16 protein-coding genes and 1 pseudogene are annotated in these 15,893 nt (G+C 40.5%); 7 read left to right on the top strand and 10 right to left on the bottom strand.

Annotation, left to right across the window (positions count from 1 at the left end):
- Positions 1 to 9: 9 nt before the first annotated feature.
- Together NST58_RS03940 and NST58_RS03935 are read right to left on the bottom strand one after the other, a co-directional pair.
- The gene (locus tag NST58_RS03940; RefSeq protein ID WP_339246323.1) at positions 10 to 561 is read right to left on the bottom strand and encodes a BREX protein BrxB domain-containing protein; all 552 of its coding nucleotides are present in this window, start codon (positions 559 to 561) and stop codon (positions 10 to 12) included.
- Positions 539 to 1,150, bottom strand: a complete 612-nt coding sequence (locus NST58_RS03935) for a BrxA family protein (protein ID WP_339246320.1) — start codon at positions 1,148 to 1,150, stop codon at positions 539 to 541. Before NST58_RS03935 ends, NST58_RS03940 begins: the two co-directional genes overlap by 23 nt.
- A gap of 603 nt (positions 1,151 to 1,753) precedes the next feature.
- Between NST58_RS03935 and NST58_RS03930 the strand changes: the two genes are divergently transcribed.
- A complete protein-coding gene (locus tag NST58_RS03930; protein WP_339246317.1) occupies positions 1,754 to 1,921 on the top strand; it encodes a transposase in 168 nt (55 codons plus the stop codon).
- 571 nt (positions 1,922 to 2,492) lie between these two features.
- Here NST58_RS03930 and NST58_RS03925 read toward each other — a convergent pair.
- The 4 genes and pseudogenes from NST58_RS03925 to NST58_RS03910 all read right to left on the bottom strand — a co-directional run.
- Positions 2,493 to 2,809 (bottom strand): annotated as a pseudogene (locus tag NST58_RS03925) (transposase); the annotation flags it as partial.
- Between the two features lie 200 nt (positions 2,810 to 3,009).
- Positions 3,010 to 3,600, bottom strand: a complete 591-nt coding sequence (locus NST58_RS03920; RefSeq protein ID WP_339246314.1) for a zeta toxin family protein — start codon at positions 3,598 to 3,600, stop codon at positions 3,010 to 3,012.
- Positions 3,593 to 3,778: a hypothetical protein gene (locus NST58_RS03915; RefSeq protein WP_339248818.1), complete on the bottom strand. Its 186-nt coding sequence runs from the start codon at positions 3,776 to 3,778 to the stop codon at positions 3,593 to 3,595. Before NST58_RS03915 ends, NST58_RS03920 begins: the two co-directional genes overlap by 8 nt.
- A gap of 224 nt (positions 3,779 to 4,002) precedes the next feature.
- Positions 4,003 to 4,167, bottom strand: a complete 165-nt coding sequence (locus NST58_RS03910; RefSeq protein WP_339246312.1) for a helix-turn-helix domain-containing protein — start codon at positions 4,165 to 4,167, stop codon at positions 4,003 to 4,005.
- 692 nt (positions 4,168 to 4,859) lie between these two features.
- Between NST58_RS03910 and NST58_RS03905 the strand changes: the two genes are divergently transcribed.
- The 5 genes from NST58_RS03905 (at position 4,860) to NST58_RS03885 (ending at position 10,901) form a co-directional block, all read left to right on the top strand.
- Entirely contained in the window at positions 4,860 to 5,693 is an 834-nt protein-coding gene (locus NST58_RS03905) for a hypothetical protein (protein ID WP_339246310.1), read from the top strand.
- Between the two features lie 115 nt (positions 5,694 to 5,808).
- The gene (locus NST58_RS03900) at positions 5,809 to 7,341 is read left to right on the top strand and encodes a site-specific integrase (RefSeq protein ID WP_339246307.1); all 1,533 of its coding nucleotides are present in this window, start codon (positions 5,809 to 5,811) and stop codon (positions 7,339 to 7,341) included.
- A 2-nt stretch (positions 7,342 to 7,343) separates the two neighbouring features.
- Entirely contained in the window at positions 7,344 to 8,447 is a 1,104-nt protein-coding gene (locus NST58_RS03895) for a tyrosine-type recombinase/integrase (protein ID WP_339246305.1), read from the top strand.
- 9 nt (positions 8,448 to 8,456) lie between these two features.
- Entirely contained in the window at positions 8,457 to 9,380 is a 924-nt protein-coding gene (locus NST58_RS03890; RefSeq protein WP_339246302.1) for a site-specific integrase, read from the top strand.
- Between the two features lie 345 nt (positions 9,381 to 9,725).
- Positions 9,726 to 10,901, top strand: a complete 1,176-nt coding sequence (locus NST58_RS03885; RefSeq protein WP_339246300.1) for a site-specific integrase — start codon at positions 9,726 to 9,728, stop codon at positions 10,899 to 10,901.
- Positions 10,902 to 11,057: 156 nt separating this feature from the next.
- Here the strand turns inward: NST58_RS03885 and rlmD are convergent, their stop codons facing one another.
- The 4 genes from rlmD to NST58_RS03865 all read right to left on the bottom strand — a co-directional run bounded on the left by rlmD (position 11,058) and on the right by NST58_RS03865 (position 14,867).
- On the bottom strand, positions 11,058 to 12,617 hold the full coding sequence (gene rlmD, locus NST58_RS03880; RefSeq protein WP_339246298.1) for a 23S rRNA (uracil(1939)-C(5))-methyltransferase RlmD: 1,560 nt from the start codon (positions 12,615 to 12,617) through the stop codon (positions 11,058 to 11,060).
- 64 nt (positions 12,618 to 12,681) lie between these two features.
- Complete coding sequence (locus tag NST58_RS03875; protein ID WP_036680719.1) at positions 12,682 to 13,572, bottom strand: diacylglycerol kinase; 891 nt, start codon at positions 13,570 to 13,572, stop codon at positions 12,682 to 12,684.
- 230 nt (positions 13,573 to 13,802) lie between these two features.
- Complete coding sequence (locus tag NST58_RS03870) at positions 13,803 to 14,573, bottom strand: CbiX/SirB N-terminal domain-containing protein (protein ID WP_036680721.1); 771 nt, start codon at positions 14,571 to 14,573, stop codon at positions 13,803 to 13,805.
- 3 nt (positions 14,574 to 14,576) lie between these two features.
- Complete coding sequence (locus NST58_RS03865) at positions 14,577 to 14,867, bottom strand: YerC/YecD family TrpR-related protein (protein ID WP_019913624.1); 291 nt, start codon at positions 14,865 to 14,867, stop codon at positions 14,577 to 14,579.
- Positions 14,868 to 15,296: 429 nt separating this feature from the next.
- On the opposite strand from NST58_RS03865, the gene NST58_RS03860 reads away from it, so the two are divergent.
- Positions 15,297 to 15,857 (top strand): hypothetical protein, encoded by a 561-nt coding sequence (locus NST58_RS03860; RefSeq protein ID WP_038568686.1) that lies wholly within the window; start codon positions 15,297 to 15,299, stop codon positions 15,855 to 15,857.
- The last annotated feature ends 36 nt before the right edge of the window (positions 15,858 to 15,893 follow it).

The following is a 15,893-nucleotide window of genomic DNA, read 5'->3' as shown; positions in this document are numbered from 1 at the left end:
ACGCACTCCCTAAGAAATTCTCGTAATTTGATATTCGTCTTCGTGACGGAATTGATTATATAATCGTAAATCGAGACCTGTAAAATGTCCCGGATAGAACAATATTAATGGCGTCCTATAAGCATGATTAGATAGTTTTTTTAGTAGATGGCTAGAACGAATAAACGGATGTACTGTACCTACACCTGTTATAAAAATGAGCTCAGCTCCTTGCGCTTGTTCTATAAAGCTATCCACTAACAACGTACGGTCCTCAAGTACTGTTTGAATTGCCTGCGAAAGTTCCTCGTACCCTTCTTCTTCTGCCAATTCAATAAGTTCCTCTAAATCGTCTTCAAATAATTTAAGCAGGAATTGAAACATATTTATTTCTATTATATTTAAGGGTGTACGCTTTAATAAACTCTCTGTATATGTACGTACAATCAATTCATCTTCCGCTGGATAATCGAATACGAAATGTGGGATTTCACTACCAATTCCTGTTGGTGTAGTAAAACCCTCTTGGTGAATACGGGCTTCTAATTGCTCTAGTCGTTTATAAATCGTCAATATTTCCACCAACCTCTAACTTAATCATTGCTGCTAATAAGTTGTCATGTTTGAAAGCATATTCTTTTAACTGTGAACTTACATGTAATTTTGAGATTGTATATGTATTATCACTTAGGTCAATTATACCACTTGTTTTGTAAAATAATAGGATAGTGTTGCTAATCTTCTTCTTAGAAACACTACTCCAACTAGCAATTTTTTCTGATTGTTGCTCCTTTTCCTCCATATAAAAATTCATATGTACTAACGTTAGCTGTTTATTCTTTTGTTGATAACGATAAATAATCAATTCAAAAAAGTTTTCGTAAGCATAACGGTATCTTTTTAAAAATGTATATAAAATCAATGCTTTTTGATCGTATTTTGTACCTGTTAAATAAAGTCTTCTAAGCTCATTAGTTAAACTAATAGCCCTATTAAAGGCTAACTGAAATCGCTTTTGTAGCGCTGACTCTGTTTTCAGTAAGAATGGATTTTTATTGAAAACAATTTCTCGAATTTCTTCTCTACTCTCACCTTTTTCTAATGAGACCAAAATATATTCAATTTCTTGCTGGTACCATCGTTCACTTGTCATTCCCGATGAGTATTCCATATTAAAACCTCCATTTTTGTTATTATAACAATTGCTAGTTAAATGAGAAATTGATTTATATTTCCAAGATTTAATCCTAACTATACACCCACTGCACTTAGTAAAATCATTTAGTTCCCTATAGAAGTTGGACACTAAGTGAGTAGACAATATGGTGCCACAAGATGTCAAGACAGTTTTTTTGATTTTTAATGTGTATACAAAGGGGATGATGCTAGTGGTTAGAAATAAAAAATCACTAGCATTTAAGTTGCAAGTGATCTGGTAAGCACGTGAAACAGTTAATGAATCAGCTATATTTAGACATAACGAGATTACTACAAATATGATGCACTGTTGGATCTGAGAAATTGAGCACGGTAAATTACATGGAATTGATCTTGTTATCAAATTCAATTTGCACAGTTTTTCTAATAAACCAGTGCTATTTATTTTCATAAACTCTCATTTACTTGTGAATCGTTAATAATTATACCTATAACAAATTACCACATCATTCTCACTATCTATAACAATTCGTTCATGGATCGGCTACACTTAGTTGGACAATAAAAATAAGGGCTTGTAGAATAAATCTATCAACGTAATGAGCGGATCTCTACAATGCCAAAACAACAACGTCGTACCTTTACAACAGCATTCAAAAAGCAAATGGTTGATCTATATAACAATGGAAAAACTCGTTCAGATATCGTGAAAGAGTACGATTTCACCGCATCTGCATTGGATCGCTGGATTAAACAAGCACAAGCGTCAGGATCCTTTAAATAGAAAGACAATCGTTCTACAGAAGAGAACGAACTTATTCTTCTACGCAAAGAAATCCAACATTTAAAAATGGAGAACGACATTTTAAAGCAACCCTCGCTGCTCATGGGACAAAGGTAGCTATCATCCAGAATAATCGATAAATACTCGGTATCAGCAATGTGTGACGTCCTACAAATCGAAAAGAGTACCTTCTACTACGAAGCCAAAGACCGACAATCTGAAGAGCAACTAACTGAAGCGATCGTGGACATATTCCAAAAAAATAGACGAGTTTATGGCACTCGGAAAATAAAAGTAAAGCTTCTAGAACGTGGAATGATCTTATCTAGACGTGGCATTGGACGAATCATGAAGGGTTTCCACGTATACCATTGCCCAATATAAGCCACACAAAAGTACGTGTAATGAGTCAGCTACAGCGAATGTATTGAACAGAGAGTTTCATCAAACAGAAGTCAAACGCTTCGTCGTTAGTGACTTGATCTATGTGAATGACTTATTCCGAAAAATGAATGGTTCTTCCCCCCTCCCAAAAAAAGGGCAACTACTTTCCCTTGTTACATTTTGGATGTCATTCCAATTGGGCAATTCGAGCTTCGATTCGCTTCCAAGCGTAGCAGACCGAAAACGTTGAGCCATTTTAAGAATCGTGGTGCGGCTGTGCCGAACTAAGATAGCCGCACATTGAAAAAACTCTTTTCGGAAGCGGTCAATGGTATAGCGTTGATGGACGGGCTCGCAGCAGTCACGCTTAAAGCGTTCAAATAGATTATAAGCGAGTAGATTGACGAGTAGGTCCAACTCATTGGTCCCAAATTGGCCTGTGACAATTCAATCGATGGAAAAGCCATATTTAGCTTCTCTGTTGTAGTTCTCCATGCATCTGCGCTTGATAATTTCTTACAACTCATCCCATTCATTAGTTTTATTCGTCCAAACAACCTGTTTGACCGCAGCTTGATCTTCAGCTTTTTCTACTCTTCGATTAAGTCATTCTTTTCGTCACACTCGCTCATTTCCCCCTCTAGTTCAGCTTCAAAATTTTTCATTTGTATTCAAAAAGAACAGCCCAAATATTCTGGCTGCTCTTACAAGGACTGTAATCTATGCACAATGGATTCACTCCATTGTGGAAGATAATCCGACCGATATGTTATTGAACCGTCATCTGCACCCAGAATAACGACACCTTCTGTATGGCTGTTATCTATTACAACTAGATGGTCAATTAAATGTAGATGTGAAAGTAAGTTTTGAATGGAAGTATCATGTCTTCTGATAATATCCTCAGTAGCAATGTGATGTCCGCCATTTTTAACACGAACCTTTACTCTCTCGATATTCAAGTGATAATCACCCAAACCAACATAAAACATCGAAACTTCGAATCCTTTCGCCTTAGCGTCATTCATGAGACGAATGACATTACCTCCGGCCAATGTTGTTTCAACTGAAAAATCACGTTTGTTACGAATACAGTCCCTAGCTAATTTAATAGCCTCTTTTCCTGCAGAAATTTTTCGACTATCCGGATTAATTGAATCGATTCCTCGGGCCAATGAATCGGGATCAATATTAACACTGATTCCAATTCGATCAACAATTAGATTACGAATTGTACTTTTTCCGCTTCCATTGTTACCTGCAAAAACGTACATGACAGGAGCCGAATCATGCATGAGAACCGTCCTTTTCAGGCACAGGAATAACATTACCGTTATTGTATTCCTTTACGATTTGGCCATGTTCAGTTTTATATACAATGTATGTCTCGTTTACTTTAGCATCTAACTTAGCTCGTTCACCAGTAAGCCTAATTAGTTTTTGAATGTCTTTGAATTGATTCATTTGAATCATCGTCCTTCTTCCTTAAGTATCGGTATTTGTTTATAATTATAACATACGTTTCTCATTACATCGGAGTATCAATTATTATATCTAATTGTTAACCATCTTTGGGTCTAGTGTATATACGGCAAATAATTAGTGTATTCTTGGTGCCAGCGATTTTTCCTTGTAAAAATTCATCATAAGGTTTCATTTGGAGCTCTTGTTGCAACTCCTCCAAGTTCCGTTCAAATTCAACCTTGATTACGAAGCCATTCCTCTAGTATCTCAATAGAAAAAATTATCTTTCTTCGAATTCTAACGTGAGGAATTTGATTTTCTCGTACCATTGCATAGATACTATCGGTTGATACATTTAAATACTGGGCAACCTCAGAAACAGTAAAAGTTTTTTTCAAGTTACATCATTCCTTTTCTATATTTCTAATCATTTTTTTGTTAAAATGAAACTACATCTATCAATTGGGCACTCCTCATGCTCGTACCTGTTCTCCACAGGCCAAAACAGCATCAAGCTGTAATTACGCTCCTACCTAGCGGCTAGAGTTATGCTCTCTTTAAGCATGCCTAATTCGTGATAGCACATGGAGAACCTAAATATGCAACTCGCCTTCTCAATTCTCCCTAATCTGGCTAATACTTTTTAAATATTGCAATTGCAAACACTTTGAGGAGCTCATCCCAAGGTGTTTTTAATGTGTAAATTAATTTCGTACTAATGGGTTCACATACATTGCGCCTGCAAACTTAATAAAAAACTTCGTTCCCTTGAAATTGTTCTACTCTAACTCATTATCAATCAGTATACTCACTGCTTTTCTTTCCCTAGGAATCCTTAGTCTGACTGAGGATAATTTAAACCTACTATGTCACGTTGTATAAAGCTTTTGATCGGGATTAGGTATATGGTGTTTTCAAATTTCATGAGTGTTTACAGCTTCAAGTTCCTAGTCTAACAAATTTTAGTGGAGGTGCTCTCGATAGTAACAAGTCTTTCCTTTTATACGGTGTGTTTAGGAATTCTTAGTCGAACTAAGAATTCCAATAACACTCCTAAAACTGCGATATCATGGTTAGTGGTGATGATTATATGAAACTTAATCCAATAATGTATAAGATAAATCGCAACGAAGTACACGAGAACTATAACATATATTTAATTGAGACCCAGAAAATAGAGCCTGTTAAAAGTGCAGTTGTGAAAGCAAGAAATAAGATTCTAAATCTTTGGCATTATGAACTGCTTATTTTGCAAAGTTCTAAAGAGCATTGGGAAAAGCTGATGAAGGATCCAAGCCTTAACTTTAGGCGGGAGTTATGTGCTAACCTCTACAGACTCGAACGGACAAATATTATGGAAGAGCTAGATCTATCAAGTGGTGCAGTCAGTAATCTATTTAATGAATCTACCAACCCAAAATGGCCGCGGCCATTTCAACTTAGTGTTCTCTTTGAGCACCCGTGGCAGCTTGTCAATTATGAAATTCCTGATCCATATTCTTATTCAGAATCACCAGAGTATTTTGAAGAAAGAGTATCTAAAAAAATACACCTTAATGATCTAGCGAATGAAAGATCAAAAGTATTGAGCATAAGAGGATACGTGATTATAAATGCCCCAGAGTTGTTCCAAGAGGAATCTACTGCTTTGACTGGACGCTGGGTGACGACGTACCCCGAGTTTGATTACTTTGAATTTCATTTAAATTACGAACCTATAATCGATAAGTTGCTTCGGGAAGCACTTCTGAAACTGTTTCCGATGGCTAAATACCTATTTACAACATATCGTCCATTTAAGCCGCTATCCAAACGAGCGTTATGGGTCATCATCCCTAAAAACGAATCATTACCTTCATACGAAGGAATGCTTCACGAACTGAAAGAGTATCGAGAAAATACGGAATACCACAGACTGAAATAGATATTGTAAGAATTCTTCAAGTTATCTTCTAATTTAGTTGAACTAAGAAAAACAGACCTCCACCCCATTCGTGTCAATGCTAAGTATCAAAAGGACATGAATGGAGGAAATCTAGGTGGATCATTTTGAAAAATCAAAAACTTCGTACCAAAACCCTCATCAGATCAACAATCTGGAATACACAAAAAACCAAGAATCTTTTCGGCAGATTGCTTCTTTAGCCGAAAAGATTCTTCTCAATGAAGGTATGTTTACCCGCTGTAGTGACAATCATGATATTAGAAAAATAACCCGAGCGAGGATTGAGAACATGCTGTACGCGAACAATCTTCAATTATCAGAAACACCGGTCAATATCCACATTGGACGTCAAGAAATCAACCACTGGATATGGGAAAACAAAGTAATACTCGATATTCCAACAAAACAGTTAAAAGATTATCTCAATCAGAAGATAACGAATGATGCCTTTGCTTTTTATAACGAGTATATCGTGGTCTTAGAATTAGCAAAAAAAATTGCTGCCTATCTAAAGATACCTGTCAGTGAAATTTCAGATGAGCACCTTATGGAGAATAAAGTCTTAACGTACTTGTCTACATCATTCACAACAACCATTAAAAAGCAACATCTTATAGCGTTTGTAGTTCAGTATGCTAAACAGACTGTCCTGCACGATACAGAAAATTATCGCCTTCTTTTTACTCCGCGAAGAACGCGTAAAGTAAAACCAGTTCATCCGAAAATTGATATGTATATGAAGCAGTTAACAAAAGAAGGAAAATCCGAACTTACCATAGCAAGAGTCACAACTCACATCAATGCTATGCTGTTTTGGTTGGTTAACAATATGAAGGATTTCGCAGAATATGAATCTCATACAGTTCCAATCTTATCTATTAAAGAGATACACCTACAAGAATTTCGCTCCTACCTTCTAAAGAAACAACGAAAAGGAGAGTACAGCTCAATTACTATCAGTGAATGTATCTATGCCATTAAAAGCTTCTTTCTATTTTTGCATAAGAGTTTCGGGTTTCCAGACCCGTCTAGAAAAATTAAATCCATCAAAGCGTCTCGATATCGTTATAGGAATCTGCCTACTGAAGAACAGATCACTGCGTTTTTTAATGTAATTGAAACATACTCCGAAAATCCACTTTTGGAGCGGATCGCTTTTCAATTTATGCTTACACTTGGATTACGCTCTATGGAGGTCTCGCAAGTATCATGGAATGACATTAATATGGGAATCCGAACGATTTGTATTCACAGCAAAGGCGGAAAACATCACGAACTACCACTGGCGGGAAAACTTTATCGTGATTTACAAATGATCCGGAGTATTCCTTCAACGTCAAAATACTTATTTGGCGATGATCCAAAAAGGGCTATACGGGAACTTCAAAACAACTACAAATTATATAGTCTTATCGCTGGCTGGACTTTCACTGGCGGACTGCATTTGTTCCGCCACTGTTTCGTGACTAATCTAGCAGGCCAAAATCCGCCACCACAAGCACTTCAAGCACTTTCCAGGGTAGTTAAGATGGATACGGTTAGCTTATATACACACCTAAATCAGAAAACGAATTGGCTAGCTCAAGAAATTAACAAGCTTAATTATTCGTACCAAGGAGGCAAATGAGCATGCCTATTTACGATAAGGAATTTGAAATGGACCTTTTAATAGAGGATAAGATTAAAGAAATAGCAGAAGCCTACGGACCCCATAAATTTCTGCATGCCTTAAATCAAATGGATTGGATTCCAAAAGTCACTAATAACGAAAAAACTGCAGAACATGTGATGCTCTCTGATTCAATCGAATTTTATTTTTCTAGTGATTCCTTTACAGAACTTGCGGAAAAATCACAAATAGCTTACCGCTATGAAATGAATTTGTTTGTAAAATTCTGCAATCAACATTTCGATCAAGATCCAGATTTCAAAACGATCTGCACATCTCAATTTTTAAGTGATTATCTGAAGCCGGTAAAAAATAAGAATACTCGAAGCAAAAAGGCTGCATTTTTAAGAAGCTTTTTGCGAACCATTCTTGAAAACTTCTATGAAGAGAAAATAGATAAACTAAAGCGGGTCTTGAAAGTAGAAGTTGATAAAAGACGTGTACCACGTGCTTTCACCAAAGAACAAATTGATGAGTTGATGATGCTAGCAAGATTAGGTCGCGAATCCCATCGAAATTTTATCATTTTATGGACTTTCCTTGGAACCGGAATTCGCCTCAGTGAATTATGTACTCTGCAGATTGGGGACATAAAACCTCAGACGCAAGATATTTACATTCGTTCAAAGGGAGCAAAGGATTTTAAAACTCCATGTAAAATCACTAATTTTTCGCTTGAGCTGTTATGTAAATATGTAAATTTTAGATACGGCTCTATTAAGCACTCTCCTGATTATACTGAACGATATGTATTTTCCGACGATAAAGGGATCTCACCGCTGCATGAGAGTACCATTCAAAAAATGTTTAGCAATCTCATTGATGAGGCATCATCGATTACGGAGGATGATAAACGGGTTTATCAGCTATCTGTTCACTCCCTTCGTCATTCATTTGCCCTTTATTTGCTGGAGTCTGGTGTAAATATATACACCATTCAAGAGCTGCTTAGGCACAAATGGCTCAGCTCAACGCTCGTTTATCTTAAAATGTTTGACAGCATGCTTGTCAAAGTGATCAATCAGCATCCACTGGGAAATCTAAAAGTCAGTGATTTTTTCTAGGAGGTCCGAATGATGAATAACGTATTATTTGAATCAAAGTACTATAAATTTTGGCATGAGCATGTAGATCTTACGGCGAAGAATTATGTAGAACGCGACCTACGAAAATTCGAAAAGTATTTACATTTGAGAGGGTTTGAAGGCGAGCTTGATTTCGATAGGTTCCATGGCAGCCAAAAGCATCCCGGCTCCTTTCGTCCCATTCAGCAATACTTTATTGACCAATTTGTAGAGTACCTTCGTGTCGATTATCAGGCAACGAAGAATGTTATGTACAATGCGATCAGTTCATTAAAAAATTTCTTTAAATTTCTATATGATATGGAGTTAATTAGACATAATCCGATGGAGGATTATCCAAATCCATATTACAACCGACCGATCAAAAATACTGCACTTTCAAAAGAGGAATGCCTTGCTCTTCTCGGCGCTGCCTTAAAAAAAGAACCTTTCTTTCGTCAGGAGTTCGTTTTGATCTGGTTTATGCTTGTTACTGGGGTTAGGAATTCAGAAGTTAGATTCGTTTCTCGAACGAGTATTAACCTCGAGAACAGGATGGTATTGATTATACACAAACAAAAAAATGATGCTCGTTCTACCAGCATCACAACTGCTCTATCTGAAGAGCTTAAAAGGTATATTAATCATCCGAATTATATCGCTTGGGAAGAAAAAGGAAATGACAAACTATTTTTTCAGAAAGATAAACCACTAACCTATAAAGCGTTGCGAGTAATTCTGAACAATTTATGTATGGAAGCAAATTTATCCAGGACTGTAACTCCTCATGATTTGAGACGTACAGCTGGCTATCTCATGCAATCAGTAGGAATGAATATGGTTGAAATTCAAAGGCAGCTTGGACATCAGATAATGTCTACAACATTACCTTATATCCCGCCACTGAATGACTTATCCAAGATTCTGATCTAAACATGATATCTCTTAATAATTAACCAATGCTTAAATAAAGCAATCCGATGTTTGATTTGGTTGATTTATGATAAAACATTGTTATGACTAAGCGTGGTCACTGGAAAACAAGCGATCTTCGAGAAGGCCGTCAAACCTTTTACCTCGATTGATCGCTTGTTTTGTTTTAATTGATAATTAAGCGTCTTCTGTGCCAAATATAAATGAGTCTGCGAGTTCCCGTTAAAACGACCAGGGCTTTTTCTTTTTTAATGATTCATTAATCATCCTCTTTGATGTTTTGCCTGTATATAAATTGGGAAAAATATAGTTGTACATGTATGCAACGAGAGGGGGAATTACAATTTGGCTAACATTCAAAAGCGCGGTGACAATTCATGGTTTTTGACTGTGAGTATTGGAAAAAATCACGATGGAAAATATATTCGCCGTACGAAAACAGTTTATTGCCGAACCAAAAGAGAAGCTGAAAGCGAATATGCAAAATTTCGCCAAGAGGTTGAGGCCGGGGAATATATTGCGCCTCAGAAAATGACATTTGGAGCATTTGTTGAAGAATGGCGTGATAAATATGCCATTAAACATCTTGGATATAAGACCTTATATACTTACGAATCCAATTTAAAGAACAGAATCCTCCCTACTTTTCACCACCTGCGATTAGAGGATATCAAGCCTCTTCATATCTTAGATTTTCTTAGTAAACTAGAAAAAGATGGTAGTCGTGGAGATAAAAAAAGCGGCGGGTTGGCCACTGGAACTATTGAAATACAGCACCGCATCTTAAAAAATATTCTCAAACGGGCGGTTGAATGGAGAATTATCAAGCGAAATCCGGTCAGTGATGTACAAAAACCAAAAGTTGATTCAAAAGAGATTATTCCTTACGATGAGGCAGAGGTTGAACAGATGCTTCGCTCCTTGCAACGTGAGCCTTATCACTGGAGGATCATGATCACATTAGCCCTTACATCCGGTTTACGAAGGAGTGAGTTGCTTGGTCTTGAATGGAAGCACCTTGATTTTAGCACAGGCGTTTTAGATGTTTCACAAACCATGATTCACGCTTTAAAAGGCGACATCATTGTAAAGCAACCTAAAACAAAGAAATCCATTCGAAAAGTTGCTTTACCTAGCTCCATGCTCAAGGAACTAAAGGAATATTACGACTATAGAATGAAAGAACGAAATGAGATTAGGGATGTCTGGCGGGGCGGAAATTGGTTGTTCATGTTCTCACATCCTGATGGACAACCTTTCCATCATGAGCGGCCCTATCTTTGGTTTCGACAGTTCGTTAAGAAGAACGGATTCCGGTACATCCGATTTCATGACCTTCGTCATACCTCAGCTACAATTTTGATTAACCAAGGCGTCCATGCCAAAATCATTTCGGAGCGACTTGGGCACGGAAGTATCACCACAACAATGAACATTTACGGCCACGCTCTCCGCACTGCCGACCAAGCAGCAGCTGATAAATTTGAGTCGCTCTTTACATTAAAAACTGCACAAGAATAACGAAGACGCCTAGGAGTTTCCTAGCGTCTTCTGTTTATTTAGGCTGATATCCGGTCGATTTTTACATCAATTTTACATCAAGACTGTTTTCGAATCCCTGTACTACTAATAACTCAGAACTGTATTATATCAGAAAATCTAATAACAATAAGGGTTTTACTTTACTGTTTCATCCCTCACCAACAAAGCGACGGATTCTATATGACTCGTATGCGGGAACATGTCCACCGGAGTTACCTCCACTGTCTTGTACCCTCCATCTTCGAGCACCCGCAAGTCTCTTGCCAGTGTCGATGGATTACACGACACATACACCACACGCTCTGGCTTCATCGCCAGAATCGTCTCTAACAACCGCGGATCGCAGCCCTTACGCGGTGGATCGACAACGATAACATCCGCCGTAATCCCCTGCTCTTTCCAGTTAGGGATTACATCCTCAGAGGCACCAACCTCGAACACTACATTCTTCATCTCATTTAACTTCGCATTCGCCCGAGCATCCTCAATTGCCTCAGGCACAATCTCTACTCCATATACCTTGGCTGCGTGCTGTGCTAGAAAGAGGGAGATCGTACCGATGCCGCAATAGGCATCAATAACCGTTTCGTTGCCAGTTAGTCCGGCATATTCAACGGTTTTACCGTACAGCACTTCGGTCTGTGCCGGGTTCACTTGATAGAACGAACGTGCTGAGATAGCGAACTGTACATCGCCGATGTAGTCATAGATGACATCTCTGCCCCACAGGACGCGAGTTTCGCCACCGAAGATGACATTCGTGCGCTGAGTGTTGACGTTCTGGCATATGCTGACTACATCCCGCAGCTGTTCGCGGATGCTGCCAAGCCAGGCGTCCAGGTGTGGGATGTCGCGACCGTTGGTTACGAGGACGACCATCATTTCACCGGTGCGGAAAGCTTTCTTCACGACGACATGGCGCAGCAAGCCACGACCGGTTTCTTCACTATAAGCAGAGATGCCAAGTTCTCTGCCGATGTCTTTCACCTTGCGCACAACGTCATCATTATCCTCATGCTGGATTAAGCAGGTTTCCATATCGATGATACGGTGACTTCCGCGTGCGTAGAAGCCTCCTACAAGACCGCCTTCGGTTACACCAATTGGTACCTGAGCCTTGTTGCGGTAACGCCAAGGTTCGTCCATGCCGAGTGTAGGGCGAACAAGAATGCCATCTGTCTGAGCTACTCCAGCGCCATCAGTCGTACCATCCACGATGCCACCATCGTTAGCACTATCTATCTGACTCTCAACAGCTTCATTCTCTTTGCTCTTTCCGCTATCCCCGCCACCACTCACCCGAAGCTTCCCAATCCGCTCCAGGTTGTCCACCACCAGCTGCCGTTTCCACGCCAGCTGAGCAGTGTAGTCCATATGCTGCAGTTGGCAGCCGCCGCATTGGTCATAGATCTCGCAAGGCGCTGCGATGCGGGCGCTGCTCGCTTCTACTATATTAAGCAGCTTGGCGTAGCCATACTGCTTTTTGGTCTTAAGCACCTTTGCCCGGACTTTCTCTCCGGGAAGGGCTCCCTGCACAAAAAGGGTAAAGCCTTCTACGCGGCCTACCCCTTCACCTTCATGGGTCATGCCGATAATATCGAGCATAACCTCATCATTTTTATTCACAGGCAGTCCGGCGACAGGCGCCTTGCCGGCTGGGCGGCTGGTGCTGCGTCCACTGCGGTGTTTACTCATTATTTATAGTTCACTTCTTTCATTATCATCGCTGTATAATCCCACACTCTTGCTTTCAATCAACCTAATTATTCTGAGCAAAAATCCGCAGATGCTGCGGCAAAATCCGAAAACGACCCGGCAGCTCTCCGCCAAGTTCTCCATCCAAGTTCAATTGGACATGCCCTGGAGAGATTACATCCATTGCATCCGTACGGAAATACACAACCTTTTTATCCTGCAAATGCTCGCCACGAAGGGCCAATCTAACCAAACGGACAAACTCTGCCAGGTTGCATTTTTTAACCGCAATAACATCTAACAGACCGTCATCGATTCGAGCGCCGGGGGCAAGTTTTTCAAAGCCGCCGACAGAATTCGTATTTGCAATCAGGAACAGCATGAACTCATCATGAATAACCTCCTGCCCATTGGCACGAATGATTAGTTCCTGAGGAGATAGGCTGACCATTTTTTCAATACCTTTTAAATAGTACGCAAGCTGCCCTATCATGGTCTTCAGCTTACTTGGAACTTCATAGGTCAGTTCGGTTAGACTGCCACCGCCTGCTATATTAATGAAATAACGATCATTGGCTTTACCGATATCAATCGGACGCGACTCTTGACGAAGGATTAAATCAACGGAATCTTCCCAATTCTTCGGGATCCCCATCGCACGTGCAAAATCATTGGTAGTCCCAAGTGGCAATACGCCAAGCGGGGGGAGATTAGGTTTCTCCGCCATACCATTGATAACCTCATTTAAAGTGCCATCCCCACCGGCTGCTATGATTAGATCATAACCGCGCTCTACTGCATCCGCAGCAGCTAACATAGCATCGCCTTCTCCGGTCGTTGCATGGCAGGAGGCTTCAATGCCACCCGTATCCAGCCGGTCCAAAATGTCGGCGAGCCGCTTCTTCATTTCTTCCCGTCCAGAAGTGGGATTATAAATCAATCTCGCAGTTTTCATTACCGGAACGCCACCTGTTTTTTATAATAGAATAACCTAATTGATTATACCTAATTCGGACCACTACAATCAATGTCAGAGGACATTTATCGTAAATATTCCATTATACAACAATTCACGACACCTTATTAGGCAAAAACAACTATATATATGTCTATGCAGCAAATCCCGTATTATCCACGGAAATGGGCACTATTTTTCATGATTAAGTGGGCTAAAAAGGAAGCTTTTTAACTCTTTTTTCGAATCTGTTCGAGGAGTGTCTCTACCTGTCTCTCAATCCAATGCGGAAGAAGCGGGTGCGGCAAAAGCGTCTGGCCAGAATACTTATAGGTTAACCCTTTAAGTCTGTTCGGAACCACATGTTTAGTGAAATAACCTTCACTCAAAAAAAGCGGCGCCACCAAAACCTCGTGACCCTGCTCCTGCCAATACTCCACTTTGCTTCTTACACTGTCCGGATTCAGCAGACCGTAATCGGCAGCTGCTACGCCGCTCACCTCACGTACACGTCCTGCCAGTGAAGAGATGCCCTGCTGCCAACGCTGGCGGAAGCCATCATAAATGCTGCCGTGACCTACCAACAGAATCGTCTCACGTTCAGGTTCCGTAGACAGCTTACGGAGCTTGTCCCAGATCATCACAGCGATGTCCGGGTCATCGTCGACAGGATAACCATAGTGAACCTTAGCCTTCACGTGGAACGGCTCTAAATCGGTCTCACGTTCAGGTGCAGGTTTAGCCCCTAGTGCATATTCTATTTCATCGACATGTGTGCTTCCCGAGGAAACGAACAATGGGATCACAATTATATCTGTGACCCCTGCATGTTCCAGTTCATTTATTCCATCTTGAATCAGACGGCCCTCTACCAGCTCTAAAAAAGAGACCACCACTGGCATCTCTTCATCTAGCGATAATTCGCTTACGGCCTCTTCCACGATCGACACCCAAACCTCGTCGCGGGAGCCGTGACTGATAATAAGTACGCCCGGTACCATAAATTAGCGTCCCAAACGTTCCAGCGTTAATTTATAACCATCATTTCCGTAGTTCAGGCAACGTTTTACACGGGAAATAGTAGCTGTACTTGCTCCTGTCTCTGCTTCGATCTGATTGTAGGTCGAACCTTTGCCAAGCATACGCGCTACTTCCAGTCGTTGCGACAGCGATTGAATCTCGTTCACGGTGCACAAATCATCAAAGAAAACATAACATTCTTCCATATTCTTTAATGTTAAAATGGCTTCAAATAATTGGTCTATACTTTTATCATTTAACTTCTTAAGTTGCATCAATTTTTCATCCCCTAAAAGTTCTATCAGCATTAGTTTCTCTGATTAAGCTCCGTACAAAACTAGCTCCGGAAACATCAACCTAATGTCACTATCCTGCCTTTACTATATTGCACTGGAGCGCATTTTTCAAGCATTAACGATTTCACGCTGTAAAGAACGAAAATGATGGACAAACGTCCACCCCACGCGCACACCATTTATGTACCCCAATACAAGTATTTTTCTCTACATAAGAATTATCGCCTACACTATAGTACTACAAAAGCGCCGAAAATCAAGCTCGTACACGGTTTCTTCACTACTTTAACCTGTTTATAGGCATACGCCCTTTTCCGCTCCTATCCCTATTACCCGGGCATTCGTCTATACCGTATGTTCGCCCATGACATACAGTATAGCAGACCACTAACAAAGGAATGTGATATTATGCCTGATCATTACTATAATCATTCCCGCCGGAATCAGCGTTCACTGAGCGATTCGTATAATGCCTCTGCCTACCCCGGCCTCAGTTCATATGCGCCCTCAGCTCTCCCAGGTGAGACCGGAATCCTTCCTGCTTTAGGAGCAGAAGCTGCCACCGAAACTGCGCTAGCGCTCCCTGCAGCTGAAGCTGCAACAAAGGCAAGCGGCGGGCTTGCCGGACTGCTCAGCGGCTTAGGCGGCGGTGGCGGAATTGGTGGGAATATGGAGCAAATCAAAGGCATCATCGATCGTATGGGCGGCATTGACGGGATCGTAAACTCTATGGGTAAAGTACAAAAGGTGATGTCCGGCTTCCAGCAGATGGCTCCAATGGTTAAGCTGTTCATGGGTAGCTTCGGTAAAAACAAAGGCGCAGCAGGCGCACTAGCCGCCGAAGAGGATGCCGCCCTGTACAGTCCTAATCGCCGCAAAAAAAAGCGCTCCACCTCACCCCGTCGCAAATCTACTACAACTACTCGCCGGCGCTCTACTTCTTCCACCGGAAAACGTCGCCGCAAATAGCGGTGACGTTTTCTAGCTATGTATCAGAAAAACAGC

It is taken from the genome of Paenibacillus sp. FSL R10-2796 (assembly GCF_037965315.1).
In the GTDB taxonomy this organism is placed as follows: Bacteria; Bacillota; Bacilli; order Paenibacillales; family Paenibacillaceae; genus Paenibacillus_AQ; species Paenibacillus_AQ odorifer.
The sequence above is the reverse complement of the archived record's forward strand: the minus strand, read 5'-3'. Positions and strand labels throughout refer to the sequence as shown.

What these genes read in the sequence shown, in the direction of transcription:
- NST58_RS03935 (WP_339246320.1), bottom strand. Translation starts at nt 1,150, where the DNA reads ATGGAATACTCATCGGGAATGACAAGTGAACGATGGTACCAGCAAGAA.
- NST58_RS03930 (WP_339246317.1), top strand. Translation starts at nt 1,754, where the DNA reads ATGCCAAAACAACAACGTCGTACCTTTACAACAGCATTCAAAAAGCAA.
- NST58_RS03920 (WP_339246314.1), bottom strand. Translation starts at nt 3,600, where the DNA reads ATGCATGATTCGGCTCCTGTCATGTACGTTTTTGCAGGTAACAATGGA.
- NST58_RS03915 (WP_339248818.1), bottom strand. Translation starts at nt 3,778, where the DNA reads ATGATTCAAATGAATCAATTCAAAGACATTCAAAAACTAATTAGGCTT.
- NST58_RS03905 (WP_339246310.1), top strand. Translation starts at nt 4,860, where the DNA reads ATGAAACTTAATCCAATAATGTATAAGATAAATCGCAACGAAGTACAC.
- NST58_RS03895 (WP_339246305.1), top strand. Translation starts at nt 7,344, where the DNA reads ATGCCTATTTACGATAAGGAATTTGAAATGGACCTTTTAATAGAGGAT.
- NST58_RS03890 (WP_339246302.1), top strand. Translation starts at nt 8,457, where the DNA reads ATGATGAATAACGTATTATTTGAATCAAAGTACTATAAATTTTGGCAT.
- rlmD (WP_339246298.1), bottom strand. Translation starts at nt 12,617, where the DNA reads ATGAGTAAACACCGCAGTGGACGCAGCACCAGCCGCCCAGCCGGCAAG.
- NST58_RS03875 (WP_036680719.1), bottom strand. Translation starts at nt 13,572, where the DNA reads ATGAAAACTGCGAGATTGATTTATAATCCCACTTCTGGACGGGAAGAA.
- NST58_RS03870 (WP_036680721.1), bottom strand. Translation starts at nt 14,573, where the DNA reads ATGGTACCGGGCGTACTTATTATCAGTCACGGCTCCCGCGACGAGGTT.
- NST58_RS03865 (WP_019913624.1), bottom strand. Translation starts at nt 14,867, where the DNA reads ATGCAACTTAAGAAGTTAAATGATAAAAGTATAGACCAATTATTTGAA.
- NST58_RS03860 (WP_038568686.1), top strand. Translation starts at nt 15,297, where the DNA reads ATGCCTGATCATTACTATAATCATTCCCGCCGGAATCAGCGTTCACTG.